Source organism: Halomonas sp. SpR1 (assembly GCF_031010175.1).
GTDB lineage: Bacteria > Pseudomonadota > Gammaproteobacteria > Pseudomonadales > Halomonadaceae > Vreelandella.
The window spans coordinates 247,145-271,892 of sequence record NZ_JAUAMB010000001.1 but is presented as its reverse complement, the minus strand read 5'-3'; the positions used below and the strand labels follow the sequence as shown (position 1 = coordinate 271,892).

General features: G+C 52.0%; 27 protein-coding genes, 1 tRNA gene and 1 pseudogene. 10 read left to right on the top strand and 19 right to left on the bottom strand.

Going from position 1 to position 24,748, the window contains the following annotated elements; all coding sequences use genetic code 11:
* Positions 1 to 13 precede the first annotated feature (13 nt).
* Complete coding sequence (locus QT231_RS01345) at positions 14 to 334, bottom strand: metalloregulator ArsR/SmtB family transcription factor (protein WP_308335150.1); 321 nt, start codon at positions 332 to 334, stop codon at positions 14 to 16.
* Positions 335 to 598: 264 nt separating this feature from the next.
* On the opposite strand from QT231_RS01345, the gene QT231_RS01340 reads away from it, so the two are divergent.
* The 3 genes from QT231_RS01340 (at position 599) to QT231_RS01330 (ending at position 4,239) form a co-directional block, all read left to right on the top strand.
* Complete coding sequence (locus QT231_RS01340; protein ID WP_308335149.1) at positions 599 to 2,572, top strand: propionyl-CoA synthetase; 1,974 nt, start codon at positions 599 to 601, stop codon at positions 2,570 to 2,572.
* A 153-nt stretch (positions 2,573 to 2,725) separates the two neighbouring features.
* Complete coding sequence (locus tag QT231_RS01335) at positions 2,726 to 3,394, top strand: 7-cyano-7-deazaguanine/7-aminomethyl-7-deazaguanine transporter (protein WP_308335148.1); 669 nt, start codon at positions 2,726 to 2,728, stop codon at positions 3,392 to 3,394.
* A gap of 41 nt (positions 3,395 to 3,435) precedes the next feature.
* Positions 3,436 to 4,239 carry an alpha/beta fold hydrolase gene (locus QT231_RS01330; protein ID WP_308335147.1) on the top strand — a complete coding sequence of 268 codons (804 nt, stop codon included), beginning with the start codon at positions 3,436 to 3,438 and terminating at the stop codon, positions 4,237 to 4,239.
* Positions 4,240 to 4,276: 37 nt separating this feature from the next.
* Here QT231_RS01330 and QT231_RS01325 read toward each other — a convergent pair whose 3' ends face one another.
* The gene (locus QT231_RS01325; protein WP_308335146.1) at positions 4,277 to 5,674 is read right to left on the bottom strand and encodes an exonuclease domain-containing protein; all 1,398 of its coding nucleotides are present in this window, start codon (positions 5,672 to 5,674) and stop codon (positions 4,277 to 4,279) included.
* 58 nt (positions 5,675 to 5,732) lie between these two features.
* The gene (locus tag QT231_RS01320) at positions 5,733 to 6,779 is read right to left on the bottom strand and encodes an ABC transporter substrate-binding protein (RefSeq protein WP_308335145.1); all 1,047 of its coding nucleotides are present in this window, start codon (positions 6,777 to 6,779) and stop codon (positions 5,733 to 5,735) included.
* A 293-nt stretch (positions 6,780 to 7,072) separates the two neighbouring features.
* Between QT231_RS01320 and QT231_RS01315 the strand changes: the two genes are divergently transcribed.
* Positions 7,073 to 8,779 (top strand): potassium/proton antiporter, encoded by a 1,707-nt coding sequence (locus QT231_RS01315; protein ID WP_308335144.1) that lies wholly within the window; start codon positions 7,073 to 7,075, stop codon positions 8,777 to 8,779.
* A gap of 49 nt (positions 8,780 to 8,828) precedes the next feature.
* Positions 8,829 to 8,919 (top strand) — tRNA-Ser (locus QT231_RS01310).
* A 133-nt stretch (positions 8,920 to 9,052) separates the two neighbouring features.
* Here the strand turns inward: QT231_RS01310 and QT231_RS01305 are convergent.
* Together QT231_RS01305 and QT231_RS01300 are read right to left on the bottom strand one after the other, a co-directional pair.
* Positions 9,053 to 10,072, bottom strand: a complete 1,020-nt coding sequence (locus QT231_RS01305; protein WP_308335143.1) for a tyrosine-type recombinase/integrase — start codon at positions 10,070 to 10,072, stop codon at positions 9,053 to 9,055.
* On the bottom strand, positions 10,069 to 10,290 hold the full coding sequence (locus tag QT231_RS01300; RefSeq protein WP_308335142.1) for a DUF4224 domain-containing protein: 222 nt from the start codon (positions 10,288 to 10,290) through the stop codon (positions 10,069 to 10,071). Before QT231_RS01300 ends, QT231_RS01305 begins: the two co-directional genes overlap by 4 nt.
* Positions 10,291 to 10,480: 190 nt before the next feature.
* Here QT231_RS01300 and QT231_RS01295 point away from each other — a divergent pair, with 190 nt between their 5' ends.
* Entirely contained in the window at positions 10,481 to 10,822 is a 342-nt protein-coding gene (locus tag QT231_RS01295; protein ID WP_308335141.1) for a hypothetical protein, read from the top strand.
* A gap of 171 nt (positions 10,823 to 10,993) precedes the next feature.
* On the opposite strand, the gene QT231_RS01290 is transcribed toward QT231_RS01295, so the two are convergent.
* Positions 10,994 to 11,254, bottom strand: coding sequence for a hypothetical protein (locus QT231_RS01290; protein ID WP_308335140.1), 261 nt, complete (start codon positions 11,252 to 11,254; stop codon positions 10,994 to 10,996).
* 80 nt (positions 11,255 to 11,334) lie between these two features.
* On the opposite strand from QT231_RS01290, the gene QT231_RS01285 reads away from it, so the two are divergent.
* Entirely contained in the window at positions 11,335 to 12,177 is an 843-nt protein-coding gene (locus tag QT231_RS01285) for a hypothetical protein (protein WP_308335139.1), read from the top strand.
* Between the two features lie 24 nt (positions 12,178 to 12,201).
* Here the strand turns inward: QT231_RS01285 and QT231_RS01280 are convergent.
* The 6 genes and pseudogenes from QT231_RS01280 to QT231_RS01255 form a co-directional block, all read right to left on the bottom strand.
* A pseudogene (locus tag QT231_RS01280) lies at positions 12,202 to 12,651 on the bottom strand (integrase core domain-containing protein); the annotation flags it as partial.
* Between the two features lie 767 nt (positions 12,652 to 13,418).
* Positions 13,419 to 13,901, bottom strand: coding sequence for a hypothetical protein (locus QT231_RS01275; protein WP_308335138.1), 483 nt, complete (start codon positions 13,899 to 13,901; stop codon positions 13,419 to 13,421).
* Between the two features lie 250 nt (positions 13,902 to 14,151).
* A complete protein-coding gene (locus tag QT231_RS01270) occupies positions 14,152 to 14,676 on the bottom strand; it encodes a PIN domain-containing protein (protein WP_308335137.1) in 525 nt (174 codons plus the stop codon).
* A 1-nt stretch (position 14,677) separates the two neighbouring features.
* Positions 14,678 to 15,394 (bottom strand): hypothetical protein, encoded by a 717-nt coding sequence (locus QT231_RS01265; RefSeq protein ID WP_308335136.1) that lies wholly within the window; start codon positions 15,392 to 15,394, stop codon positions 14,678 to 14,680.
* Positions 15,395 to 15,466: 72 nt separating this feature from the next.
* Positions 15,467 to 15,757 (bottom strand): helix-turn-helix domain-containing protein, encoded by a 291-nt coding sequence (locus QT231_RS01260; RefSeq protein WP_374694367.1) that lies wholly within the window; start codon positions 15,755 to 15,757, stop codon positions 15,467 to 15,469.
* Positions 15,747 to 16,064 carry a transcriptional regulator gene (locus QT231_RS01255; protein ID WP_308335135.1) on the bottom strand — a complete coding sequence of 106 codons (318 nt, stop codon included), beginning with the start codon at positions 16,062 to 16,064 and terminating at the stop codon, positions 15,747 to 15,749. Before QT231_RS01255 ends, QT231_RS01260 begins: the two co-directional genes overlap by 11 nt.
* 223 nt (positions 16,065 to 16,287) lie before the next feature.
* Here QT231_RS01255 and QT231_RS01250 point away from each other — a divergent pair, with 223 nt between their 5' ends.
* Both QT231_RS01250 and QT231_RS01245 read left to right on the top strand, forming a co-directional pair.
* The gene (locus tag QT231_RS01250) at positions 16,288 to 16,506 is read left to right on the top strand and encodes a hypothetical protein (protein WP_308335134.1); all 219 of its coding nucleotides are present in this window, start codon (positions 16,288 to 16,290) and stop codon (positions 16,504 to 16,506) included.
* Between the two features lie 221 nt (positions 16,507 to 16,727).
* On the top strand, positions 16,728 to 17,015 hold the full coding sequence (locus tag QT231_RS01245; RefSeq protein ID WP_308335133.1) for a hypothetical protein: 288 nt from the start codon (positions 16,728 to 16,730) through the stop codon (positions 17,013 to 17,015).
* Positions 17,016 to 17,070: 55 nt separating this feature from the next.
* Here QT231_RS01245 and QT231_RS01240 read toward each other — a convergent pair whose 3' ends face one another.
* The 3 genes from QT231_RS01240 to QT231_RS24300 all read right to left on the bottom strand — a co-directional run bounded on the left by QT231_RS01240 (position 17,071) and on the right by QT231_RS24300 (position 19,520).
* Positions 17,071 to 18,282, bottom strand: coding sequence for a toxic anion resistance protein (locus QT231_RS01240; RefSeq protein WP_308335132.1), 1,212 nt, complete (start codon positions 18,280 to 18,282; stop codon positions 17,071 to 17,073).
* 102 nt (positions 18,283 to 18,384) lie between these two features.
* Positions 18,385 to 19,326 carry a cobyrinic acid a,c-diamide synthase gene (locus tag QT231_RS01235; protein ID WP_308335131.1) on the bottom strand — a complete coding sequence of 314 codons (942 nt, stop codon included), beginning with the start codon at positions 19,324 to 19,326 and terminating at the stop codon, positions 18,385 to 18,387.
* A gap of 110 nt (positions 19,327 to 19,436) precedes the next feature.
* Complete coding sequence (locus QT231_RS24300; RefSeq protein ID WP_374694371.1) at positions 19,437 to 19,520, bottom strand: DUF2892 domain-containing protein; 84 nt, start codon at positions 19,518 to 19,520, stop codon at positions 19,437 to 19,439.
* A gap of 244 nt (positions 19,521 to 19,764) precedes the next feature.
* On the opposite strand from QT231_RS24300, the gene QT231_RS01230 reads away from it, so the two are divergent.
* Entirely contained in the window at positions 19,765 to 21,072 is a 1,308-nt protein-coding gene (locus QT231_RS01230) for a carboxylate--amine ligase (protein ID WP_308335130.1), read from the top strand.
* Positions 21,073 to 21,187: 115 nt separating this feature from the next.
* Here the strand turns inward: QT231_RS01230 and QT231_RS01225 are convergent, their stop codons facing one another.
* The 4 genes from QT231_RS01225 to QT231_RS01210 all read right to left on the bottom strand — a co-directional run bounded on the left by QT231_RS01225 (position 21,188) and on the right by QT231_RS01210 (position 24,659).
* Positions 21,188 to 21,580 (bottom strand): CBS domain-containing protein, encoded by a 393-nt coding sequence (locus tag QT231_RS01225; protein WP_308335129.1) that lies wholly within the window; start codon positions 21,578 to 21,580, stop codon positions 21,188 to 21,190.
* A gap of 9 nt (positions 21,581 to 21,589) precedes the next feature.
* Positions 21,590 to 21,940, bottom strand: coding sequence for a transcriptional regulator (locus QT231_RS01220; protein WP_308335128.1), 351 nt, complete (start codon positions 21,938 to 21,940; stop codon positions 21,590 to 21,592).
* Positions 21,937 to 23,424, bottom strand: coding sequence for a DUF1538 domain-containing protein (locus QT231_RS01215; protein ID WP_308335127.1), 1,488 nt, complete (start codon positions 23,422 to 23,424; stop codon positions 21,937 to 21,939). Before QT231_RS01215 ends, QT231_RS01220 begins: the two co-directional genes overlap by 4 nt.
* A gap of 500 nt (positions 23,425 to 23,924) precedes the next feature.
* Entirely contained in the window at positions 23,925 to 24,659 is a 735-nt protein-coding gene (locus QT231_RS01210; protein WP_308335126.1) for an SDR family oxidoreductase, read from the bottom strand.
* Positions 24,660 to 24,748: the final 89 nt, after the last annotated feature.

Genomic DNA, 24,748 nt, shown 5'->3' with positions numbered 1-24,748 from the left:
AAATCTAAAATCGTTATGCGCCGTAATGATGCGCCAAGGTAGCAATCACGGCCTTGGCGCTTTCACTGCTTAAGGAGTAGTAGATCGTTTGTGATTCCCTCCGTGTATCGACGAGTTCATCACGCCGCAAAATAGCCAAATGTTGAGAAAGCGCCGACTGGCTTAACGCAAGCTGTTGATTGATTTGCGTTACTGACAGCTCTTTCTCGGCAAGAAGGCAGAGTATTTGCAGCCGTTTCTCGTTGGCCAACGCTTTGAGCAGGTTGGTTCCCGCTTCAATAGCGCGACAATTGTGTTCAAGCAGGCGTGTAGCGGCGCTTGTAGAAGCAGACATAAAGATCTCCTTGCCTACACTGTTACATCAGCGTTTTATAAGCATTGTTTTAGAGGCATTGTTGTACGTTGTCGAGGCATCGTCGCGTCGCGAGGATCAAGTTGTTTAATGATCAGTAATTTAGCGAGTTTTGTCCAAGCCGCTGTTTAACGATTAATCAATGGTAGTTTTTTGCCATCTTGTCGACAATATTGGGCGGTGTCTACCGCTTTGGTCGCTATTTAGCCCATAGTATGAGGGTGAAGTGTCGGTTTTATTTATACAGTGTCAACAATCCTTCTTCATCGTTACTACAAAAAAGATAGGGACACCATGAGCCGCTACCAACACACCTTCCAACGCTCCATCGAACACCCTGAATCGTTCTGGGCCGAGCAGGCCAAACGTATTCCCTGGTACACACCGCCGCAAACCATACTCAGCTACGACGAGCAGGGCTCTGGGAAAGAGCATGCCCGTTGGTTTAGCGATGGTGAAATGAATCTTAGCTACGCTGCGCTGGATTACCACGTCGAAAATGGGCGCGGTGACCAGGCGGCAATTTTCTGGGACTCCCCCGCGGCGCAGGCCAAACAAGCCATCAGCTATCGCGAGATGCGCGATAAGGTGGCGTATTTTGCGGGGGCGCTGGCGCAGCTAGGTGTCACGAAGGGTGATCGTGTGGTGATTTATATGCCGATGATCCCTGAAGCGCTGGTGGCCATGTATGCCTGCGCCCGGCTTGGCGCCATTCACTCGGTGGTGTTTGGTGGCTTTGCCCCCCATGAGCTGGCGGCACGGATAGAAGACGCCGAGCCAAAAGTGGTGGTTGCGGCTTCCTGCGGTATCGAGTTGGGCAAAGTATTGCCCTATAAACCGATGGTAGACCAAGCCGTTGAATTAAGCGCCCATAAGCCGGATGCCTGTGTGGTTTACCAGCGTGAAGCGCACCGAGCTGAATTGGGGGCAGGCGATCACGACTGGGAAGCGCTGGTCGCCAAGGCGCCGTTTGCTGAGTGCGTACCGGTTAAAGGCACCGACCCGCTGTATATCCTGTATACCTCCGGCACAACTGGAAAGCCCAAGGGCGTTATGCGCGATACGGGCGGCTACGCGGTAGCACTGGCCTATTCGATGCAAGCGATCTACGCCATGGAGCCGGGTGAGGTGTTTTTTACCGCCTCGGATGTGGGTTGGGTTGTCGGGCACTCATATATTGTTTACGCGCCGCTGTTAGTGGGTTGCACCAGCGTGGTGTACGAAGGTAAGCCGGTCAAAACCCCCGATGCAGGCAGCTTCTGGCGCTTGATTGAGGAGTACCAGGTGAAGAGCTTTTTCACCGCACCCACAGCGTTTCGCGCGATCAAGAAAGAGGATCCAGATGCCAAACTGCTGCAGAATTACGATATCAGCAGCTTGAAGCACCTTTACGTGGCCGGTGAGCGCCTCGACCCACCTACCTTTCATTGGCTGGATGACCTTTTAGACGTTCCGGTGATTGACCACTGGTGGCAAACCGAAACCGGCTGGCCGATTGCCGCTAATTTGCCGGGCATTGAGTCAACGCCGACCAAAGCAGGCTCGGCGACATTCCCCGTTCCAGGCTTCAACGTACAGGTGCTCAATCGCGATGGTGAGCAGGCCAAACCCCTGGAGCAGGGCAGTGTGGTGATCAAGCAGCCTATGCCGCCAGGTTGCTTGACCGGCGTATGGCGCGACGAGAAGCGCTTCCATAGCGCCTATATGGCGGCATTTCCCGGCTACTACTTAACCGGAGACGGTGGCTACTTTGATGAACAGGGCTATCTGTTTATTATGGGCCGCACCGATGACGTGATTAACGTAGCAGGGCATAGGCTCTCCACCGGTGAAATGGAAGAAGTGGTCGGTGCCCATCCTGCGGTGGCCGAGTGTGCGGTAATTGGGATTCATGACGATCTTAAAGGCCAACTGCCGATCGGTCTGGTGATCCCCAAAGATGGTTTTGATGGCGATGAAGCGACGCTGGAGGCTGAACTGATCGCGCGCGTTCGTGAGCACATTGGCCCGATTGCCTGCTTTAAGCAGGTATTAGTGGTCGACCGGCTACCCAAAACCCGCTCGGGTAAGATTTTGCGCAAGTTGCTGCGAACGATTGCCGACGGTAAGGAGTTTGCGATTCCCTCCACGATTGATGACCCTACCAGCTTGGCAGACGTCCACACCGCTATGCGTGACCGCTCGGTAGGCGCTGCGGACAGAGCCAAGCCGCTTGACTGAATGCTCACGAGCCGCCAGTGTTCTTGGCGGCTTTCGAGGCCCTGCTTTAATTACCCGTCAGAAGCCGTATAATGCCGCTCCCATCATGGCTTGCGTAGCCATCTAACGAGGGTTCCCTAACCCCTCTTCGCTATTAAAAAAAGGTCTACCCGCATGTTTGCATTGAGTGAAGCTCAGCACCGCCGTTGTCTAATGGTCATGGTGGCTTTTCATATTGGCATTATTGCTGCCAGTAACTATCTTGTTCAGTTGCCCTTTACGCTGTTTGGCTTCCACACCACCTGGGGTGCGTTCAGCTTCCCGTTTATCTTTCTTGCCACCGACCTAACCGTACGCCTGTTTGGCAAAGGGCCTGCGCGTTCGATTATTCTGCGCGTGATGCTACCCGCGCTGCTGGTCTCCTATGTGGTGTCGGTGGTGTTTCCCCGTGGTAGCTTCGCTGGGATTGAGGCGCTCTCGGAGTGGAATCTGTTTGTCGCCCGTATTGCCCTTGCCAGTTTCTTGGCCTACGTGATTGGCCAGTTGCTGGATGTTCAGGTATTCGACCGCTTGCGCCAGTGGGCGTGGTGGGTGGCGCCTGTCTGCTCAACGGTGCTGGGTAACCTGGCGGACACCTTTGCATTCTTCTCAGCGGCGTTCTATAACAGCCCAGACCCGTTTATGGCTGCCAATTGGATAGAAATCGCCGCCGTCGACTATGCCATTAAGCTCGCCATCAGCCTGCTGTTTTTCCTACCGCTGTATGGCTTGCTGCTTGCCTGGCTAACCCGTCGTTTGGTGGTTTGGACAGGCCAAGTGGACGCCGAACCACGAACGGCTTAATGGTGTAAATACCCCACAGACCGCAAAGCTTAGGAGCTAGCATGAGTGACGTTGCCAGCGTTGATCTGCACTTTATCGATATGCCCGCCGAAGAAGCCGCCGCGGATACCACCCCGCTGGTGGTCATCCACGGCTTGCTGGGAAGTGCTGATAATTGGCGTTCGCACTTAAAAGTGTGGCAGCGCAACCGCCGTGTGATTGCGCTGGATCTGCGTAACCATGGCCGCTCTCCCCATGCGGAGGGCATGCGTTACGCCACCATGGCGGACGACGTCATAGCGCTACTGGATAAGCTTTCGATTGAGCGCGCTCACGTACTGGGCCACTCCATGGGCGGCAAAGTGGCGATCAGTTTGGCGCGCTTGGCGCCAGAGCGCGTGGCGTCGCTGATTGTGGCCGATATTGCCCCGGTGGCTTACGAACATGGCCATGACGATGTCTTCGCCGCGCTAGATAACGTGCGCGAAGGGCAGCCCAAAAATCGCCGTGAAGCCGATGACCTGCTGGCTGAACATGTGGATTTCAGGCCCACGCGACTGTTCTTAGCCACCAACCTGGTGCGCAATGACGATAACGTGATGGCGCTTCGGGTAGGCTTAGATGAGATCAAGCGTGGCTATAGCGATATTATCGGCGTGCCGGATGGCGAACAGCCCTATGACGGCCCCGCTTTGGTGCTACGTGGCAGCGATTCACACTATGTGGCTGACGACATGCTGCCAGCACTACGTGAGGTGCTGCCTCGGGCGCGTGTGGTAACGCTTAAAAATGCCGGACACTGGCTACACGCCGACCAGCCTGAAGCCTTTCAGCAGGCAGTGATGGCGTTCGTAGACGCTCAGTAGAGGCTCGCTCAGTAGATGCAAAAGAAGGGCGGTTTAATTAGAGTGGTGTAACCGTTAGGCCGTGCTGTTCTGGGGAACGCAAAAAGCGGTTCAAAATGCGGTAGCTATCCACATCAAAGCTAGCCGGTGTGTCCGTCAGGTTTTGCGCCTGTTTAAGGCTTTTCGCACTACCCAGGTAGCACCATTGACGGACAACGTGCCAGGCAGGTTTGGCATCGCCGGCAGGGCGCTCCTCTATCGCAATACTGCCTGGCCAGGGCCACACATTGACCTGCAGCTGTGTGAGCGCTGCTTTTGCCCGCTGGGTATGTGCTGCTATCGACTCCTGTCCATTACACGCCCCAAGACACTTGCCCACCTGATTGGCAAAGCAACGCCCCTTACCTTTATCAAGCCCCAGCACCCGGGGACAGAGCTGCTGCTCTTCTGCAATCGCGCGCAGCGCGTTCTTGGCCTCCCGCGCATTACGAAACAACCCATACAGCGTGCCGCCTTGTGGCCGGTTTGGCGGCTGGCTTAGGGCGCTACCACTGAGCATTTCAGGGTGGTCGGCTTCCTCGGCCCAGTGCCAGGTCGTTAACTTGCGCTGCTTGCGTAGCTGCCGGTTCATAATCGGCATTAACGTTTTAACCAGTTGCGCCTCGCGCAGCTGGGCGCCCAAATCGCCGGCGGTCTCTTCCCACTCGATGTGTTGTACCTGTTGCGCAAGACGCATTTCTTTATCGTCTTGGTGGTCGCGCTGAAAATGTCCCATCACGCGGCTGCGGAGGTTAATGCTTTTGCCGACATAGAGGGGCAGTCGGTTGTGGCCATAAAACAGGTAAACGCCGGGGCGGGCGGGCAAGCCCTCCAACTGGGCGCTATCCAGATGGGCTGGCAGCGTGCGGTAGCGGCGCTCATCACCCAGCAGGCGTTGCCACGCTTCATCGCTATGCTCAACCTGCCACGCTTGCCAGAGTGACCAAAGCGCATCCACGTCGTCTCCTGCACGGTGGTGGCGGATAGGTGCTATGTCGTAGCGGTTAAGCAGTGCTTTTAGATTGTGTTGGCGTTCTAGGGGGGCTATCCGCCTTGATAAACGCAGTGTGCATATTAGCGACGCACGAAAATCCTGACCGGCGCGCTTAAATTCGTTACGCAGAAAGCTATAGTCAAAGCGCGCGTTGTGGGCCACCAGCTGTCCGTCACCTAACCACTCCCGAAATGATTTGGCTATCTGCGCAAAGCGTGGCGCATCAACCAGCATGTCGTCACGAATCCCGGTCAGTTGAGTGATTTGTGCGGGCACTTTACATTCTGGATAGATCAAGCTCGACCAGCGATCAATCAGCTCGCCGTTGATGACTTTAAGGGCGGCTATTTCGGTAATCCGATCCCGCGTCGCACGAGTGCCAGTGGTTTCAACGTCGACAAAAATTAAGGCTGTTTCGCTCATGTGTTGCCATGGTAAGGAATACAGAACAATCGATACGTAATCATAAAGTGCTATGTAATTATAGAGAGTGTGGGTCTACCGCTAAACGCGATACGGGTAACTTCGCGTCAGTCAGGCCCATCTGGTGTAAGAAGGTCTCAAAGCCAGCGTAGCGTCGGCTATCTAATGCCGCGGGGCTGAGCGCCATACGACGTAGGATATCCTCCCAGGCATTGGCGTTAATGTCATTGTCGAGTACAGGGTGCGCGCTAATCAGCTGCTCCCAGGCGGCGTCAGGGTTGTCGATAATCCAGTGGCTCGCCTGCTCAAGGGCAAGCACAAAGCGAGACCAGGTATCGGCGCGGCGGACAAGCGTATCGCTATTGGCCAGCACCACTAGTCCATCGCTACGGGGAATGTCTAACTCATTGAAGCGAATGACATGGGTGTTAATACCTTCAGTCGCCAACTGCTGGGGAAGGTAGTGGTAAAAACCATCGGCGACGGCGTCAATCTGGCCTTCGCGCATTGCCCGGATGGGATCAAAATGCAGGTTGACCGGTGGGACGAAATCATCGGTTTGCCGCACTGAGCTGGGTATTAAACGCGGAATGCTGAGGTCGCGACCTTCACCGGTGGTATAACCGTAATGTAACCCAGCCAGGGTACTCTCTGTTTCCGTCTGCGCTTGACCCGTCACGATGACTGCTGATAACGATGTCTCAATCAATGTTGCGATTCGGGTGATGGGCGCGCCGTTATGGACATATAAGTGAAGCAGTGGCTGTCGGGTTAACGCCAAATCGACTTCGCCTGCGGTTAATAGCTTGATGGCAATGGAGGGGTCGGCCGGTGATTGAATGTCTACCTCCAGCCCTTGAGCCGCGTACAATCCCCGCTCCTTGGCGATCACCAAAGCGGCATGCTGCGGACTCAAGTACCAATCCAGCATTAGCGTAACGTGCTTAACCGGCGGTGGCACTAGAGGTGGCGCAGGGGTCTGCGCCATGGTGGGCACTTCCTCGACACTTTCGCTGTCAATGGTTCGCCAAAGTGCTTCTGGCACCTCAACGTCCGTGCCCAGCGTCAGCGGGGCGCTTTCTGGAGAGCTTTCTCCATCTTGCATGGGTTCTTCTTCTAGTGGGCTTTCTTCTTTAGTGCTTTCTTCGCTCTCTTCATTTGCGTAAATAACTGAATTAGAAAACAGTAAGGTAATGATGATACTCAACAGGATAGGGTGCCAACAGCGTGAGAGGCAACGCAACATAGTCAGTAACTCCAGAAGTCGTAACGGCGAAGTGTAGCCGCCCTGGAAAGCTTCTGACCAGCCCCTTGAGCATAAGAGGGCGCTGAGAAGAGACAGTAAATTCAACGGTTACATGCAATAATAGCGCTGTATTGATGTAGAGACGGAGAGTCATGGACGCAATTTATATGTTCTTTTTGGTAGGCGGTTCCCTTATGGCCCTCAGTATTCTGGCCAGCCGTTTATCGTCGATGATGGGTGTACCGCTGCTGCTGATCTTCCTCGGCTTAGGCATGCTGGCAGGTGAGGAGGGCGTGCTGGGCGTTGTATTTGACGACTACTCCATGGCCTTTGCAATCGGTCATCTCGCGCTGGCCATGATTTTGTTAGACGGTGGTTTACGTACCCGCCTCAAAACCTTCCGGGTAGGTTTTAAACCTGCGCTCTCTCTGGCCACCTTTGGGGTCTTTATTACCAGCGCTATTGTTGGCTTTATCGCCATGTGGATTTTTGACCTAACGATAGTGCAGGGCCTACTGGTCGGCGCCATCGTGGGTTCAACTGATGCCGCTGCGGTTTTCTCTATGCTCAGTGGCCGTGGGGTTAATCTCAACGAGCGGGTAGGGGCGACGCTGGAAATTGAGTCCGGTACCAACGATCCGATGGCCATTTTCTTGACCCTGATGTTGGTAGAGCTGCTAGTCGGGGATATTGGCGGGCTCGTTGAAACCCTGCTGTTTTTCACTTCCCAGTTTGGTATTGGTTTGATTGTCGGTTTGGGAGGCGGTTGGCTGAGTGCCAAGCTGTTGCGCTGGCTCGACTTAGCCCCGGGCCTTTACGCCATGCTGGCGCTGGCGCTGGGGTTCAGCGTGTTTGGTTTAACCAGCGTGCTGGGCGGTAGCGGCTTTTTGGCGATCTACCTTGCCGGTTTGATGATTGGTAATCAGCCAGGGCGCCACCTCAACTTTATTCTGCCTGTTCACGATGGCTTGGCGTGGCTAAGTCAAATCGGGCTGTTCCTGGTGCTTGGCCTGCTGGTTACGCCAAGCGAGCTATGGGACGTGGCATTGCCTGCTAGCTTAGTGGCGCTGGCGCTTATCTTTATTGCCCGCCCGCTGGCCGTATTAATTACCATTAAACCGTTCTTTAAATTCCGCTGGCGGGAAACCTTCTTTATTGCTTGGGTGGGCTTGAGAGGGGCGGTGCCTATCGTACTGGCTATTTTCCCGGTTATCGGTGGGGTCGAAAACGCCTCGCTCTACTTTAACGTTGCCTTTGCCGTGGTCTTGATGTCGCTGCTGATCCAGGGCGGCTCGCTCACCCTGATGGCCAAGTGGCTGAAAGTGGAAGTGCCGGTAGGCACTGTGCCTAACCGACGCGGCCCTTTGGGTATCCTGCCGGAAAACGACTTTGAGCTGTTTGTGTACGGGGTAGAGAACCAGGATCTGGAAGATGTACCCATTCGACTGCTGCGTTTTCCGTCCGGGGCGCTGATCTCGGCTCTGTTCCGCGATCACACCATGCTACACCCCAAGGGCAGCACACGCTTAAAGCTGGGCGATGTAATTTGTGTCATCGGCCGCTCAGAGGACTTATACGCGCTTAACCGACTATTCAATGGCGATGCCAAGCTCAAGCGGGAGCGCGCCTTCTTCGGTACCTTTACCCTGGATGGCAGCGCGCAAATGCAGGACATCGCCCAGGCCTATGGCCTAACGCTAAGCCCCGGTGAGCAGAACATGACGCTGGCGGAGTTTATCGCCCTACGCGTGGGTGGCCACCCGGTGGTCGGGGATGACGTGGATTGGCACGGCATTCATTGGGTAGTCAGTGATATGGAAGGCGGAAAGATTACCCGCGTCGGGTTACGTTTGTACTAAAAGGCGTTGACTTCCAAGGAAAAGCTGTTAGTATACGCACCCATAAGCCGGAGGGATGGCAGAGCGGTTGAATGCACCGGTCTTGAAAACCGGCATAGGTTAATAGCCTATCCAGGGTTCGAATCCCTGTCCCTCCGCCACTATTTGAAGGGAATCAGCTACTTAGCTGGTTCCCTTTTCTCGTTTCTAGGCGCGAAAAAAGGTGAAAGTATAACGAGGGGAACACCTACCGTTATACTGCTCCAGCCAGACCAGTGCATAATAGACTAATGTCTAATCTTCTAAGAACTCTCCAGCCCCCAGCGTGCTTACCGTCAACACTCGCTTAGCACGTAAATAGACCTCCGTCGTTCGCCGGTCGCTGTGCTGCAAATTGGTCATGGCATCATAGCCTTGATCATCTGCATCGGTTGCGTGCTTTGCGCGTATATCATGCTCGGTAAACCGTTCGATGCGGCCCTCATGCATCGCTTTACGCATTCCGTACTGCCAGCGACTGTGAAACTTATCCTTGTTGTAGGGCATTCCGTCCCGCTTGCAGAACAGCGTAGGGCCTTGCTTGCCACGGCTTAGGTTGTCGGCCTTTATCTCCTGCACTAACCGCCTCAGCTCTTCATCCCAGGGGATGACGGCCTGCTTGCCTGCCTTGCTACTGCGTAAAACTATTCCGTCAGGAGTGAGCTGATCTAGTCGAAGGGTAAGTAGATCGCGTTGGCGTAGGCCGGTTTTGTACTTCAGTAGTGCGTAGCGGCGCACCCAGGGGGAGGTGAATTTCAGGAAGCGGCTAAACTCTGCGTGGGTGATATAACGGTCACGCGGCTTTAGTTTGAACTTGGTCACTGGGTCGGCGGGGTTGTGCTCGACGATTCCCCAGCGCTGGGCATAACGAAATATGTGCTTGAGCAAAGCCAACTCGTGGTTGGCCTGCGTTTTGGACTGGACGCCGCGGGCATCCATATAACGATAAATGTCGTGAACCGTTATATCGCTTGGCTCACACTCGGCAAACACGGCACGTAGCTTTTTAAGCTCCTGCAGGTTGGAGCGTCGTGTAGCTTCAGCAGGCTTGGCGGGGATGATCTCAGCTTCATAGCGGTCGAATATGCGGCCCATGCCTGCTTTGGGGAATAGACGATCCTGCCACTGTTCATAGGCGGCTTGGGCTTCCTTGGCGGTTTCTCCCAAGCGTATCCAGCTTTTGCCCACCAGCGCCTTCTGACGGGCGTTGCATTTATAGCGCCATGCGCTACTTTTCCAATACACCCGGGGGATGCCTGGGTTTTCCTGCGTCATGCGTGTAAGGCCTCAAAGTTGGGTCGCTTAGTTTCAGGCGCCTGGTTGGTGTTCTCGCCGCACAGCACTTGTTCAACGTGCCGACGACCCACGATCAACGCGCCTCTGGCATTGATCTTCCAGCGCACCCCCATGGCATCAAGCGAGGCGCATTGCTCCTTGGTTCGCTTGCGGCCAGTCAGGATTTCTATCTCATCTGGCGTTAATAACAGATCCATGATGGCGTCTCCCTTGGTGGACAGCGAGGCCAAAGCAGGGCCTGCAGGAACAAAAAAACCGCTCATTGGCGGCCTACAGATAGATGGGAAAAATTAACAAGACGTTTCTGGCAGCGGCGCGCAGCACGCGCATATCTAACCACGATAGACTATGTGTAATAATAACCGCTAACCAAAAAAAGGGGCTGTGATGTTAGTTTCGTTAAAAGCAATCTTTCAAGCTGATGAGTGGTTCAAGGCGATGATCATTTTCAGCGCAATCACCTTATTGCTCTCTCTCACTGTTGATCTCCAAGTGGATAACATCTGCGTAATGCTCACATCGCTTTCAGTGCTATTTTGGAATATTGGCGAGATGGCATATAGACCGTACAGAGAGGTGTTGGATGTTTCTCCAATGGGCATACCTGTGGCTAAACTCTCAGGAAGACCACGAGTTATTAGCGCTTCAGGGATAGCTCTCCAAGTAATGTCTGTTCTCTGGGCGTTTGGGGTTATCGCGCGCATTATTTATCTATACAGATTTACATAATTTCATCCATATAAAAAATCGCATAAAGGAGATTGACGAACGATATGGGCGGGTCTTTGAAACGATAAACTGGCGGCGACGTTGCGCACCCAAATGGGCGTATTACCAAGTGCGAAGGTTTCTCCTGACCAAGCCAACAGCAGTGTGGTACCCATAACGCTGGCGGTAGCTTCAGCTGCGGATCCAGTAGCTGGGTGGTTCGTGCCCATGAAAGGCGGTGTATTGGTCACGGCTGAACATATCCAGCACAGTACCAGGAGTGCCGGTGAGCCGCTGGAAATCAGCTATTGCGCCCGGGTCTACGTCGATGCCACCTAGGTATTGGAATTTGACTTCTGTGTTGCCAACACGCGCACTGCCTCGGTTGAAACCGAGTGCGCCACCGCCGAGGCCACAGAATAAATGAAAGTGGCGAATAGTTTTTTTATCCATTAATATTCTCATTTGTCTACGTAAAATTAAGGGGCAGTTATGGCTAGTACGAATAAAAAAATCCCGAGGGTGATTCTGCTTTGTCAGAAGAGTTGAAAAAATGCGGTATTGTGATGCCGATTTCTTCTATAGACGGATGCGATGAAAACCATTGGTCAGAAGTGTTGTCGATTATTAAAGACGCAGTGTCTCATGCTGACTTTGTTGGTGAAATTGTAAGTTTATCTGCTGACGTTGGAGTTATTCATAGAAGAATTGTTCAGAATCTTTACGAAAATCCTATCGTCGTCTGTGATGTTAGTGGGAAAAACCCAAACGTTATGTTTGAGCTGGGTTTAAGGTTGGCATTTGATAAGCCAACAATAATCATAAAAGATGATGCTACCAATTATTCCTTTGACACTTCTCCAATTGAGCATCTTGAATACCCAAGAAGCTTAAGATTTTCTCAAATTGTTGAATTTAAAAAAGAGCTTAAAAATAAGATCATAGCTACTTATAAAAAATCTTGTGAAGATCCAGAATACTCCCCTTTCCTAAAGCATTTCGGTAGCTTTACCGTAGCTAAAATTGATAATGCTGAAGTTTCTCCTCAAGAGTTTTTTATTAGTCAGGTTGAAGATATAAAAAGTTTGATTCTTGAAAGAAATGTTGCGGATGAGATATATTCTAAGTCCCGTTCGCGAGGAAGTATTTCTTTGAGAAAGCAAAGTGAAGAGAGTCTTCATAAAATCTTCGTTAAAGACTCTTCACTTGCAGAACTGTATACAAAAAATGCTATGTCTCTTATGAGCGTAGAGCATGCTTATGTAGAGCCTTATGCAGATGGTTTTATGGTTTATCTATATTTTAACCCCTCTCTTTCGGCTAGCGAATCTAAAAAAATACTTAATGAGTTGCTTGAGAAAGTGTCAAACAAATAAGTTGGGGTCGACGTCACCCCATTTTCAGTAGCACCCAGGATTAGAGTCTGAAGTTACTTTATCGTTTTTTAACGCTAATTGCTTGGCATAGGCAGAAGGGGTTAACCCGCCCAGCCCCTTCTTCGGTCTTTCCTCATTGTATTCCCGTCGCCATGCTTCGATGACGGCCCTGGCTTGATGCAGGCTGGTGAACCAATGCTCATTCAGACATTCATCTCTAAAGTGCCCGTTAAACGATTCGATGTAGGCGTTTTGATTGGGTTTTCCAGGTTCGATTAAAAACAGCATTCGTGTTAACGACAGCCCACCAATGGCACGTTCAGACACGATTGCCACGGCTTCATGGGTAGCGTCATCGACAACGGTGAGGCTCTTTATCACTCGCCCGTCTGCCGTACGGTCAAACACAAAATCCATTGACCAGACCTGGTTGGCGGCACAAGGGCGGCCAAGGGGCTTGCGCTCAGACGTCGGAGTATCGCAAGCGGCGAGATCGCATCCAGGAAAACGAGACACTCAGTGAGGAAGCTAAGAAGAACCGGATAGAGATGATAGAGAGGCAAATGAAGCGGCGGGTGGATGACTTTAATCGGCGCTATGACGAGCTATCAGATTGACGCCTGTTGGAATACTCGTGGCCAAGGAAGGCCGCTATAAGCCACCATGAAAGCATTAGCAAAACAAATAGCCATTTCGTGACGGCGTATTGCAAGGCCAGTGGTGAAAGCGAAAAATAACAACATAGCCCACAAGTATGAATATCAAGCTGCAGGTTGGTGGGTCGAGGCGGGCTATATGCTGATCGAACCTATCTGAAAAGCGCATAGGCTTAACCAATGGGTTCATCTGAAAGGAGCCGCCCTCGGATCGAGCGATTGCAATGGGGTACCACTTTTTTTCCCACTGATGGAAGTCTCGCCACTCGACCATATGCAGGTGTAAATCCCAGCAGCGATACCCGCCGGAAGAGCGCCATAGGTAGCATATCCATGAATCAGGTGTTGCTGACCTGCCCATGGGTATTGAATGAAAAAGACGGCCACTGTTGTTAAAACGCCAATAAATGCACCCACACCTATTCGGTATTCAACCAGGCATCTGTTGAAAATGATTTTCTTTTTTTCATATTCGCTGAATAATAAGAGTGTGCAAGGGGGCTGCTACCATGAATTTGAATAGACTCCTTCATCGTAGCGTAATTGAGGCTAACAGCTAAGGCCTGTATCAACCGCTATAGCTATTTAGCTAATATCCAGAGCTACACGTAACTTTTCATAGGCTTTTCTTCCATCGCTTCTGCGTAGATTGACAGTCACAGAAGGGGTGTCGAAATCCATTGTTTTAATGATAATATTATAGTCGGTATATCTGTTTCGAGGATCAGTCTTTTCTATAGAGACCCCCTTGATGTCGTCAAAGTCAAGTAGCTTGCCCGTCTTAATGTTGCCAGCAAAAACTTTGCGGTTGTCTAAATCTATAGCGACGCCCGAGGCCTCTACGTTGGCTACGTAATCAGGTGAAAGGTCTAGGTTGCGAAGGTGGTTATGGAGCTTCTTGCTCTGACCTTTTAATGACTGAGTAATACAAAGTATGTATACACCTACGGCGATTAGCATCCCGATTGCCGCGCCAGTTAAGAAGTCATCGAACATTGCAGCTACAAGTGCTGCAGCTAGTAAACTTAGCGCAGGGAAAATTAAAAAAGCTTTTAAAAACAAAAACATAGTTTTTTCCTGCAGTCATAGGTTAGATAATCCCGCGTCACTCATATTATGAACGAACCAGATTTAGATGTCATCAGATGCTCAACGGTTTTATAACGGTTAACCTATATTGAAAGGTATGGCTACTATCCATTCGTCATAACCAATATCTATCTATTTAGGATGTGCCTTTTGCAAGGCTAGTAGTCATAATTCCAATGTTCTTCTAGGTAAACTATTAAGTGCGTTACTGTAATTGCCTTAGGGCCTGCTATGATTCAGAAAACTCCATAGCCTTCTGAGCTGGTATTGGCTCAATATCTGCCAGTGACTTAGCCACTAGTCCAACACGACTTGCTTTTTTGAATACTGTTTTATCGTGAGTCCATAGTTCTTTCGCGCCATTTGAGATAGCGATGGCCACTACCTGCCGATCAACCGCGATCTTGGCTTTAGATTCACCGCCTTTTTTTAGCTGTTTTGCTTCTTGGGCGTCGAATAACCTTGCGCACTCTATGATGCTCCTTGTGTCGAATGGGATGATAGAGAGAGAGGTGGTGTTATTGACAAAGTCAATGTATGCCTGTTGGAGTTCTGGCGCTACTTTTACTAGTACCTCTGCCATTGCAGGGGCTGGAATTAGTAACTGAAAACCGGGATCACTAAAACGCTCAAGCAGTGCATCAGCGCGGCCTTCGGCGTTGGTGATTTCTTGTTTTGTTCTTGGGCAATACAGGCTGTTACCGATAATTCCAAGAAGCTGCATAAGTACATTGGCGTCTAGCGCTGCCTTCACGCTACCTCCTGTAGTCGAAGATGTTGGCGTGAGACTGGTCGGCAGGCTCTTGTTTGATACCCCCAAGCTTTCTCAGGTTCAGTAGCGCATCTTTAGCCGACATGTGTTCGATGATTTCGTAACGCTCGATTGTTATCTTGGCCAGCCGCCAATTACCTGGCTTCTCTGAAACCCACTCGCCTTCACCATGCGCGTGAATGTACTGGTAGAGCGAAGCTCCCAGCTCTTTTGATAGCTCTACACTCGTCTGCGCATAGATAATTTCACCTTCTAAAGATGAAAGACGAACCGGCACAGTGTCGTCGGTACCGCCAACGCGGAATATTTTACCTTTAATAGAGGTGGGCATTGATTGCCTAAGCTCGTCCTTTTTGGGGCGAGCGTTGCGCGAGGCTAGCCGAATAATTTCCTGGTCATTCACACTGAATGAGCCCGAGTAACCGTCGGCATCCATTAGACTGACTACTTTCTGGTAGGCCTTACGGTAAGTTTTAGCGCCTACATCACGGCTCGCATTGACTACACGGCTCTTGACAGTATCGGCATGGTCATCATCCACCATGAAATTCAAGCAGGCACTACCCTCATCTACGCCGTCCAGGTACAGCGTATCCGCTGAGCCATAGAGGTCAGCTAGTTTTTTGAGGTATTCACCCAGCCGTTTAATATCTAGGCTGTCGGGGCGAGCCTCATTGAGCTTGAGGGTGATTTTTTGCATATTTCAACAGTAGCTAAATTTCAACTGTTTAGATAGATGGATAAGGCGTAGGCTTAAGGCTTTTCTGCCTCATTACGAAAGGTCAGTCAGTGCTTCAGGGTGTTTTTCAGCGACTCGTAGCAGTGTACGTGCAGTGCCGGTTGGTACACGGCGGCCTTGTTCCCAACCGCGAAGCGTGCCAGGGCTTACGTCAAGCAGCTTAGCAAACTCACCTTGAGAGAGGCCCATGCGATGGCGAATTTCTGCGGCCTTGGGTACTTCTACTCGCGTCTCGCGAGCTGCTTTGCCTTGCTTCATTTGGCGAACGGATGCTAGCAGCGTATTGCCAAGCTCTTCACCGGTCATAAAGTCATCAGTTTGCATCTTCAATCTCCTCTTTAATCTGCTTGAGGATGTGAGAGGGGATATTCCCACGTACTGATTTAGCATATATCACTAACAGCCAAATCTTTCCATCCGGTAAGCAGTTGTAATAAATGACACGTACGCCGCCGCTTTTGCCTTTACCCTGCAGCTTCCAACGCATCTTTCGACACCCACCTGATCCTGGGATAACATCACCAGCTTCGAGGTTTATGGCTAACCACTCGAAGAAGGCTGTTCTTTCAGCTTCACTCCAAAGTGAATCGGCGCTGGCTTTAAAGATATCTGTTTCGGCGATCGTGTACATGTGTCTATTGTGCGTCAATGACGCACCCGTGGCAAATGCAAATTTTCTGAGGTTGTACTAGACAGATAGAGAGGAGATAGATTTTGGCGGGGCGATTGGGCGTTTCTGACCAGTTTCGTTTCAGGGTAGTAGTTGTCCTCGTCATCATTTCACCGTGTGCTTATGGAACCTATTCCTCTGTTCGCAGCTCAATAGGGTTGGGTACGGCAAAAGGAGATCTGCCATGAAGTATGTCGATAAGTGCGCACAATGCGGTAAGGAATACAAACCCACCGTTAATGAAGCCCCAGATGAAAACCCCAAATGCGATGCTTGCGGTGCTGAGCTAATCGAGCGTGACTCTCACTCTACGTTTGACGTTGACGCAGAGAACGAGGATGAGCATCTCGTTGAAAAGGGCCTGCGAAAGGTGACTGATGGAATTACCGGTAAAAAAACGTAGGACGTAGTTAGCAGCCCGATGATTCCCGTCAAATAAACAAGTTTAATTAATATCTGAGGCATGCGGCAACTGCCACATGCCTTCTCTGAATTGTTTTATGCTGAAATTTTGACCTTTCCTCTAAATTTAACACCATGAACTCGATGAGATTTCCAGCTAATCTTGGTAGACGGAAATTCATATCCAGTCAGCCATATCCGTTACCATGAGGAGAGAACGCCATGCGGCAACGCGATGAGTTTGTTGAGGAAATGAAAGCTAGGCTTGACGAGTGGAATGCTGATATCGATAAGCTGACTGCCAAGGCGCGTCAGGCGAGTGACGAGGCGAGGGTGAAGTACCAAGAGGACATCGAGCGGCTCAAAAAACGGCAGGCGGAAACTCAGCAAAGGCTTGACGAGCTTCAGCATGCCAGCGAGGCGGCCTGGGAGACGGTCCGTCAAGGCATGGAAGAGTCTTGGGAGCTAATGCGCAAAGCCTTCCGAGACGCCTCTAATCGTTTCAGATAGCTATCAGCTGCCTTATTCCGCTAACCATGTGCTTCACTAGGAAAAGCTAAAATAATTAGCTGGGGTCGCGACCCTCCTGAGGTTGCGACTTATTACCTTCTTGAAGACGCTCAATGGAGGCATTCCCCTGCTTAGCCAGGGTCGCCAGACGGTTGATCTGCTCATCCAGGCGGGGCAGGGCTGCTTGCCGATAGCTGGATAGATCGTCAATGGCGCCCATTACCTCGCTGAAGGCCTCCTCAAGCACTTGCATGTCGAGCATTGCTGAGGAGGCTCGCTTCTGGATATCCACGCCTTGCTGACGCAGCGCCTTGGCGGTTCCGCCAATCATCTGCGCTGTGGTGTTGTTGAGAGCTTCGATGCGATCCAGCACCAGGCGCTGATTCGCCATCGCCATCGCCACGGTTACTGCGACGGTGAGCGCCGAGACGGTAACGTTAATCGCCCTGTCCACACCGCGCATCAACTCCCGGTTGTTGCGAATGATCACTTCTAGCGCCAGCACACCTTGCTGACTTACTGCCAGTTGCTGCTGTAGATCGACGATGCGCTGACGTAGTGGAAAGAGCAACTCCTCCTCTAGGAAGTGACGCCGCGGATCATCACTATCGCGAGCGACGATCTCGTCATGCAGGCGGCGATCGATTATGCGACCCAGGGCAATTTGGCGGTTCAGCTCAGCTAGGATTTTAGTTAACGCCTGCTGGTCATCGTTCAAGGTGAGGTTGTCACGATGCAGCATGTCGCGGCCGCTTTCCAGATCCTCTATGATCGCGTCCAGCGCTTGCTGGGCATTCTCGAACTTGCGAAAGTAACGTTGCAGGCGATTGTCGAGGCCGGGAATGACCGCCAGAACACGATCCAACGTGGTCGGGGCCAAGCGGTGACGCGCGGGATCGAGTCCTTCCATACGCCCGCGCAGGTCGGTCAGCGCTTTGGCGACCGGCCCGCCTTCGTCACCCTGGTGGGCCAGTTTGCGCAACGGTGTCTGTAGCATGGCACTGCGATGGGCTGCCTGCTGTTGCAATTCAAGCCCCATCTCGTCCACGGCACGACGCTGGCGAACCACAGACTCCTCGTCATCCTCGGCAAGAATATCCTCGACAAAGCGGTCGGCCATGGCCTCAAGCTCAGGATCTATATCACGTTCATCAGGGGCGGCTGGATCGGCTTGGCTAGCATCGAAGTGACTGGATTCCAACTGACCAGCGATCTCGTCTACCGGCGGCAGGGACAGGCGACGTTTGTCATCAGATTGCTGAGCCATAGAGATCTCCCGAGCTATTGAAATGAGCTATTAAAAAAGCGCTATCAAAAAATGATTAAAGAAAAATATAGAAAAGACAACATGGTAACAATGAATGTCGGCTTAATCCTTGCGGGCATAACGATCAGCACCTTCTACAAAGAGGCGCAGATCCTCCAGTGCTTTTTCTGTGGTAACCGACGCCTGGGGTCGGGCCGTCTCGATACGCGCCATGGAAACAGCGGTATCGTCAAGGACGGTCAGTGCAGACTCGATTCGGGCAGAGAGTTTATTCAAGCTATGTTCGGTCTCCACGAGCAGATCAAGGCGTCGTACCAGTGCGGCTCGCTCCTCATCGCTTAACCGTTTGCCCTCCCGCTCCAGCCGATTTCTCACGTAGTTGCCATCCACACTAACCACCCCGCGTGCTTGTGAGGCCATGGTTGTCAACGTATCTACCGCGCCAAAGCAAACTTGAGTGACGAGGCCTTGAGAACGCTCGAAGGCCAGCTCACCGGTGTGGAAGCGGTCACCCAGCACATCCATCACATGGTGGTAACGGCTGTAAAGGCGGTCTGTGAGGATGGCTAGATCGGGGCGCTGCACGTCGAGTAGGCGCTGCTTGGCCCGGCACATGGCAAATACTAGATCGCTGGCTCCCTCGGGTGGCCTTGTGGGATCGAGCACCCGCACTCCCGCTTCAAAGGCACTGCGTTCCTCTTGGGCACGGCGCCGCTGTGCTTCAGCCGCTCGTTGAGCCTCATGGCGACGCTCGCGACGGCGATCCAGCCAGCCGCGTAGTGTTCGCTCGGCGGGAAGTGCTACAGGAATGGCGACAAGGCCTGTGAGCCAACCAAACAGACTAGGGCTGAATCCACCCCACAGGGATGTCAGCCACAGCAGCATACTGATGGAAGGGACTACCAAACAGTAGCGTGCGATCACCTGGAGGCGACTGGGTGTCATCAACGGAACCGCCAGGCCAGGATTGAACAGGCCGACCAGCAGCCAGGGCAGGCAGGTCATAAACAGGCCATAGGAAAATCCCTGCAGGAATCCCAACATAGATACGGCTATCCTTCAGTCATGAAACGCAAACAGAAGTGTAGAGTAACCGAGGTTGGGACGCTAAGCACCCGTTTGGCAACAGCAGGCTACTGCCTGACTGTGAATCACTATTTAATCTTGCAGGTATTGATACTGCAGAATTTGTAGGCTGGGCAGAAGCTTAATAGGCCCGTCGCCAGTAGCTGTCTCAATAGCGCTTTAGAAATTACCCCAATCTATCAATGAGATAACTTCTACAACAATTTCACAGAAATTCTACAGTTTAATTGCCATATGTAACCGGATCGACTAGCTTAGTTACACGGGTGCGCTAAAAACTTTTCTAATGCTGGCTTGCTCAATCGCTCCTGAACACAACTGACTGCGGCTCAGCTCACTTGGTGCGCTCCAATCTAAGCCCAGTTAATTTGGGTCGACCAGCAAGGAGGACATCGAATGTCGATAACATCAGAAAAGCAATTACCCGAAGCAGTAGCGGCTTGGCGTGATCCGGAATTGGACTCGGTCAAAGGCACCGAGACTCCGAAAGATCCCAATAAAGGTTATATCGCTCTACTGGGCTGGAGCGTCAACGCGATCAAGGCGGCACAGAAATTTGACCGCCGCTATATCGTCGTTGCTCCAGAGTGGGCCGCAGATTTCTGTACAGCGAACAATATACCTTTTATTGCATGGGACTTTATTCGCTTGAATGATCGCTCCATGGAGATCGCCGTTAAGCTGAAGGAAGAAGGGGTAGACGTCGCCATCCCACTGTTTGAAGAAACCGTTGAGTGGTCTGGTGCCATCAACTCCGTTCTCCTCGACAGCCCACGCATGTACGGTCAATCCATTCTTTTCCGTGACAAGGCGTTGATGAAGCGCCGTGCGCAGCTGGGCGGTATCCGCGTAGGGATATTCGAAGAGGCGCACGAGAAAGAGGACATCGTCCGCTTTATGAAGCGCGTCAATCAAACGCTGCTCAAGTTGGATGGTGATCCGGACGACCCGATTCACGTCAAAGCGTTCGACAAGGCCGGTTGTCTCGGCCACCGCATGATCCGCACGATAGAAGAGATCGATAACATTCCGGATGAAGAGTATCCGTTGCTGATGGAAAGCCACTTGAGCGGCTGGGAGTTTGCCGTCGAGGCCTGGATACACGATGGAAAAATTCAGTTTCTGAACATCTCGGAATATGTGACGTTAGGCTACTCGGTATTCGTGCCCGCGACTGCTGAACTCGAAAGCTGGCGCAATGCGATTACCAAGCAGATCGAGTTATTGATCAAAACCTTCGACATCCAATTCGGCTTGATTCACCCCGAGTACTTCGTGACGGCTGACGGCGAGATGTACTTTGGTGAAGTTGCCTACCGTCCACCCGGCTTTAAAGCGTTTGAGCTGATTGAGAAGGCCTACGGATTTAACGCCTATCAGGCGTCAATGCTGGTATTCGATCCGAAAAGCACGAAAGAGGAAGTAGCTGCCTTCTTCCCCAAAGAAGTTGTCGATGCGAAGGGGTATGCAGGCTGCTTTGGCGTGTATCCACGCCGTCGTGTGGTCAGCAAACTGGAAATGCCCGAAGAAACGATCAACCATCCGTACTTCGAGTCACACGAACTGGTCGCACCCGCAGAAGAGACGGTGCCTGATCGGTCAGCCTTCGGGACACATTGGGGCCTGATCTTCTTCTTTGGTGACGACCCCATCAAGATGCGTGATCTGCTTAAAGCCCAAGAGGATCTGGACTTTTACGTCTAACGCTGATTAACGTGGCATGCTCAACGATGGGCGCTTTTATCCGTATCAGGAGATCTCAAGATCCCGATGCGGGTAGCGGCGCCTTTTTTTGTGGCTGATTAATTTAAGTTCGCGACTACTCTATCTGCTCCAGTAAGACCGCCATGATATCGTCCATGGTGACAAAACCTAGCAGATCGTTGTCTTCCAGTACCAAAATGCGCTTTACCCGGTGTTCGGTCATCATAGCCGCTACCTGCCTTACTGACAGGCTCTTGCCTACCGACAGCGCTGGTTTGGCGCAGGCGTCGTAAACGTTAAGAAGGTCGATATCACCTTCCTCTGCGACCACTGTTTTCAGAATATTAGTGTAAGTAATAAGCCCATAGGCATCGTTGGGATGCTGTTTCTCAACGACCAACGATTTTACGCTGTGCTTCTTCATCAAGCTTAGCGCTTCCCGAAGTTTAGCAAAAGGAGAGACACAAGCCACCTCGCTAACCATCACATCTTTGGCCAGTTTCATCATTGAAGCTCCTCAAATATTCTCTTTCAAGTGTTGTTCAAATTTATGGAACTGGGATACATCAATGCCGCCGAGATGCTCTAGCGGAAAGGTAAACACCAGCCCCTGAGAGTCGTTTTCCTCGGGCATCAGCAACTGTTGGATGGCTTTCAGAATTTGTAGTGACAGGCTTTTTTCAAGCACCATCACCAGAACGCTCTGGCTACCGTCGTAGGTAAGCCCGAAAAAGGTTTTCTTGGCGGTATTGCTGATGCCACGACCCGTCATCACCGTAATGCCTCCGGCACCAAGATCACGGGCGGAATCGATGCATTCCTGTTCCTGATCTTCCGGAACAATGGCAACGAGAACGGAAAACTTCATGAGTGCACCTCTCTGCGATTTGTCCACCAATGCATCACAATGGCATAGGTCATAACGGTAACAATAGGGAAAATAGAGGCGAAAGCAATCAGCCCGAAACCGTCAATCAGGACGCTACGGCCCTCAATATTGGCAGCTAAACCAATGCCCAGTGCTGTTACCAGCGGCACGGTGACTTCTGACGTAGTGACGCCCCCCAAGTCATAAGCCAGGGCAACGATGTATTTAGGCGCTAGTGCGGTCAGGATGATCACTATCATGTAGCCGCCCATTATGTAGTAATGCATAGAGCCCCCCACAATGATCCGGTGCACGCCAATGCTGATGCCAATGGCCACGCCAAGGGCAACCAGCAGACGGATGGCGTTGCCATTAATCCGCCCTGCAGCAGCTTCTTCTGCTTGCTTGCCCACCGCCAGCAACGCCGGTTCGGCCATCGTGGTGGCAAATCCAATCATGAATGCGAACAGATAAATAAAACCGAAGCGTTCCAGCTCGATTAGTTGTTCGGCCATACTGGTGCCGATCGGGAAAAGCCCCATTTTAAGGCCTACCACAAAGGCATAGAGGCCAAAAATGACCAGTACAAAGCCAAACACTATTTTGCGAGGGTTGGAGAGTCCGCGCCGCAGCACAATGTATTGGAAAAAAAGAATAGTCAGAATAATGGGCAGCACGTCTCGCACCATCTCAGCCAGCTCCAACAGCATTTTAAGCGCGCCGGAAATAGCGTTACCTTTATCCTGTAGAGCCAGCACCTGCACATCGTCTGAACTTTCGCCGCTGTAGACGATAATGCCGTAGAGTTGCACGGTGATCATTGGCACCATGACGGCCAATGCCACCAATCCAAAACCGTCGGTCAGCGGGTTTCGACCACGAATGGACGCGGCCAAGCCAATCCCCAGGGCAGCAATCAGGGGAACCGTGACAATGTTGGTGGTAACGCCCCCTGAGTCATAGGCCAGGCCGATGATTTCTTCCGGGGCAAACCAGGTGACAATGACCACCGTGATATAGCCAATGATCATAAACCAGTGCAGAGGGTAGCCAATGATGATGCGGAAAACCCCCAGCGCAATGACCACGCCGACGGAGGTGGCGACCAGCAAGCGGAGAGTAAGCGCATCGATTTTGCCCGCACTAATATCCTGGGCCTGTTGAGCGACCGCAATGAGCGCCGGCTCGGCGACCACCGCAGAAAATCCCATCGCAAAACCAAACGCCAGCAGAATGGGCACCGAGCCTCTTTTGGCAAATTGATTGGATAGGCTTTTGCCGACCGGAAAAATGCTAAGTTCAAGGCCTTGAAGAAACAGCGCAACGCCTACCGCCACGATTAACAAACCGACCGCCATGCTCAGTGTGTTTTCAGGCGCTTGTTGAAGTACCACCAATTGGAAAAACACAACGACCACCACAATCGGCAACAAGTTCTTCAAGGCGTGTAGCAACGATTGGCCGAAAGCGCGGACGTAGAACACTGAATACCTCTCTGGTAACGATGAGCGTGTGTGCCTGTGATCTATCAGGTGGCTAAACCATAGCATGTTACAGCCCGCTGGAATTGACCGGAATCAAAGGCGATTAGACTTGTACAGCGATTGGCTCCTATGAAACTGAGTCGCAAGGCGAATACCCTCATTTTGTCGACCCAAGTGGCTGGCTAATAGCATGGGCTGGGGTGGCCACTGTTTAGCGGCCACCCATTCCACTTAAGGATTTCTGATAGGCAATTCAGAGGGGGAGAAGTCTGGGGAATCACTGCTTTGGTAGCCAAAGGTCGATTCAGAATTATTCATTCTGTTCTCTTCACTCGCTCCTCTCTCAGCGATTGCAACTCCCGAGAAAAGCAGTAACGTACTGATTGAAAGCACACTTAGCATTTTCATAATTTGGCTCATAAGGTTATAAAACAGCTGTTAAAAGGAAGGCGTGGTGAGTGCCACTGCTTGATAGTTAGGCACAGGAGACCCTCTGGGCGTCATGCAGGGCTTGCGACGGGGCGTACCACGATGTCAGTGGTGTCGACATCTGCCGGTTGGCTGACTACATGGGCGATTGCGTTGGCGATCGCCTCGGGCTTGAGTGCAATTTGACGGAAATTACGCATGGCTTCTGCTGCCGACGCATCCGTAATGGTGTCTGCTAACTCCGATTCCACCACGCCAGGGTAAACGCAGGTGACTCGGATGTTGCTGTGTTCCTGGCGCAGGCCATCGGAAATCGCACGAACAGCATATTTGGTCGCGCAGTAAACTGCGCCAGTGGGCACAACGTAAAGGCCGCCGATTGACGAGATACTGATCACATGTCCGCTACCTTGTTGCTGCATGGTGGGCAGTACGGCGGCGATGCCGTGCAACACGCCGCGGATATTGACGTCAATCATGTGATTCCACTCTTCGACCTTCAGAGCGGCAAGCGGTGATAGGGGCATTACCCCAGCATTGTTGATGATCACGTCGATTCGGCCGAACTTTTCTAGCGCATAATCGGCGAAGGATTGCACATCCTCGCGACGAGTCACGTCGACCGCACATGCGATTGCCTTGCCGCCAGCGGCGGTAATTTCTGCCACCAGCTTTTCGAGCCTATCGGTGCGTCGTGCACCGAGGACGACGCTGGCGCCTTGGTTGGCAAGCGTTCGGGCGGTTGCTTCGCCGATGCCACTGCTGGCGCCGGTAATAAGGATTACCTTGTCTTGGATATTGCTCATGTTAATCTCCATTGTTCCGTTGGGCGCTCGGGGCTGAACGCCTGGTGGAACTTTAGAGGCCCATCGACATCGTGAGAAGCTACCCAAAG

Excerpts from the sequence above, each read along its gene's own strand:
- QT231_RS01325 (WP_308335146.1), bottom strand. The coding sequence starts at position 5,674 with ATGAGCGAAACAGCCTTAATTTTTGTCGACGTTGAAACCACTGGCACT.
- QT231_RS01260 (WP_374694367.1), bottom strand. The coding sequence starts at position 15,757 with ATGCAAACTGATGACTTTATGACCGGTGAAGAGCTTGGCAATACGCTG.
- QT231_RS01250 (WP_308335134.1), top strand. The coding sequence starts at position 16,288 with ATGAAGTATGTCGATAAGTGCGCACAATGCGGTAAGGAATACAAACCC.
- QT231_RS01315 (WP_308335144.1), top strand. The coding sequence starts at position 7,073 with ATGGACGCAATTTATATGTTCTTTTTGGTAGGCGGTTCCCTTATGGCC.
- QT231_RS01320 (WP_308335145.1), bottom strand. The coding sequence starts at position 6,779 with ATGCAAGATGGAGAAAGCTCTCCAGAAAGCGCCCCGCTGACGCTGGGC.
- QT231_RS01210 (WP_308335126.1), bottom strand. The coding sequence starts at position 24,659 with ATGAGCAATATCCAAGACAAGGTAATCCTTATTACCGGCGCCAGCAGT.
- QT231_RS01225 (WP_308335129.1), bottom strand. The coding sequence starts at position 21,580 with ATGATGAAACTGGCCAAAGATGTGATGGTTAGCGAGGTGGCTTGTGTC.
- QT231_RS01330 (WP_308335147.1), top strand. The coding sequence starts at position 3,436 with ATGAGTGACGTTGCCAGCGTTGATCTGCACTTTATCGATATGCCCGCC.
- QT231_RS01265 (WP_308335136.1), bottom strand. The coding sequence starts at position 15,394 with ATGCAAAAAATCACCCTCAAGCTCAATGAGGCTCGCCCCGACAGCCTA.
- QT231_RS01245 (WP_308335133.1), top strand. The coding sequence starts at position 16,728 with ATGCGGCAACGCGATGAGTTTGTTGAGGAAATGAAAGCTAGGCTTGAC.
- QT231_RS01295 (WP_308335141.1), top strand. The coding sequence starts at position 10,481 with ATGTTAGTTTCGTTAAAAGCAATCTTTCAAGCTGATGAGTGGTTCAAG.
- QT231_RS01220 (WP_308335128.1), bottom strand. The coding sequence starts at position 21,940 with ATGAAGTTTTCCGTTCTCGTTGCCATTGTTCCGGAAGATCAGGAACAG.
- QT231_RS01290 (WP_308335140.1), bottom strand. The coding sequence starts at position 11,254 with ATGGATAAAAAAACTATTCGCCACTTTCATTTATTCTGTGGCCTCGGC.
- QT231_RS01300 (WP_308335142.1), bottom strand. The coding sequence starts at position 10,290 with ATGGATCTGTTATTAACGCCAGATGAGATAGAAATCCTGACTGGCCGC.
- QT231_RS01235 (WP_308335131.1), bottom strand. The coding sequence starts at position 19,326 with ATGTTGGGATTCCTGCAGGGATTTTCCTATGGCCTGTTTATGACCTGC.
- QT231_RS01275 (WP_308335138.1), bottom strand. The coding sequence starts at position 13,901 with ATGTTTTTGTTTTTAAAAGCTTTTTTAATTTTCCCTGCGCTAAGTTTA.
- QT231_RS01305 (WP_308335143.1), bottom strand. The coding sequence starts at position 10,072 with ATGACGCAGGAAAACCCAGGCATCCCCCGGGTGTATTGGAAAAGTAGC.
- QT231_RS01255 (WP_308335135.1), bottom strand. The coding sequence starts at position 16,064 with ATGTACACGATCGCCGAAACAGATATCTTTAAAGCCAGCGCCGATTCA.
- QT231_RS01240 (WP_308335132.1), bottom strand. The coding sequence starts at position 18,282 with ATGGCTCAGCAATCTGATGACAAACGTCGCCTGTCCCTGCCGCCGGTA.
- QT231_RS01230 (WP_308335130.1), top strand. The coding sequence starts at position 19,765 with ATGTCGATAACATCAGAAAAGCAATTACCCGAAGCAGTAGCGGCTTGG.
- QT231_RS01345 (WP_308335150.1), bottom strand. The coding sequence starts at position 334 with ATGTCTGCTTCTACAAGCGCCGCTACACGCCTGCTTGAACACAATTGT.
- QT231_RS01335 (WP_308335148.1), top strand. The coding sequence starts at position 2,726 with ATGTTTGCATTGAGTGAAGCTCAGCACCGCCGTTGTCTAATGGTCATG.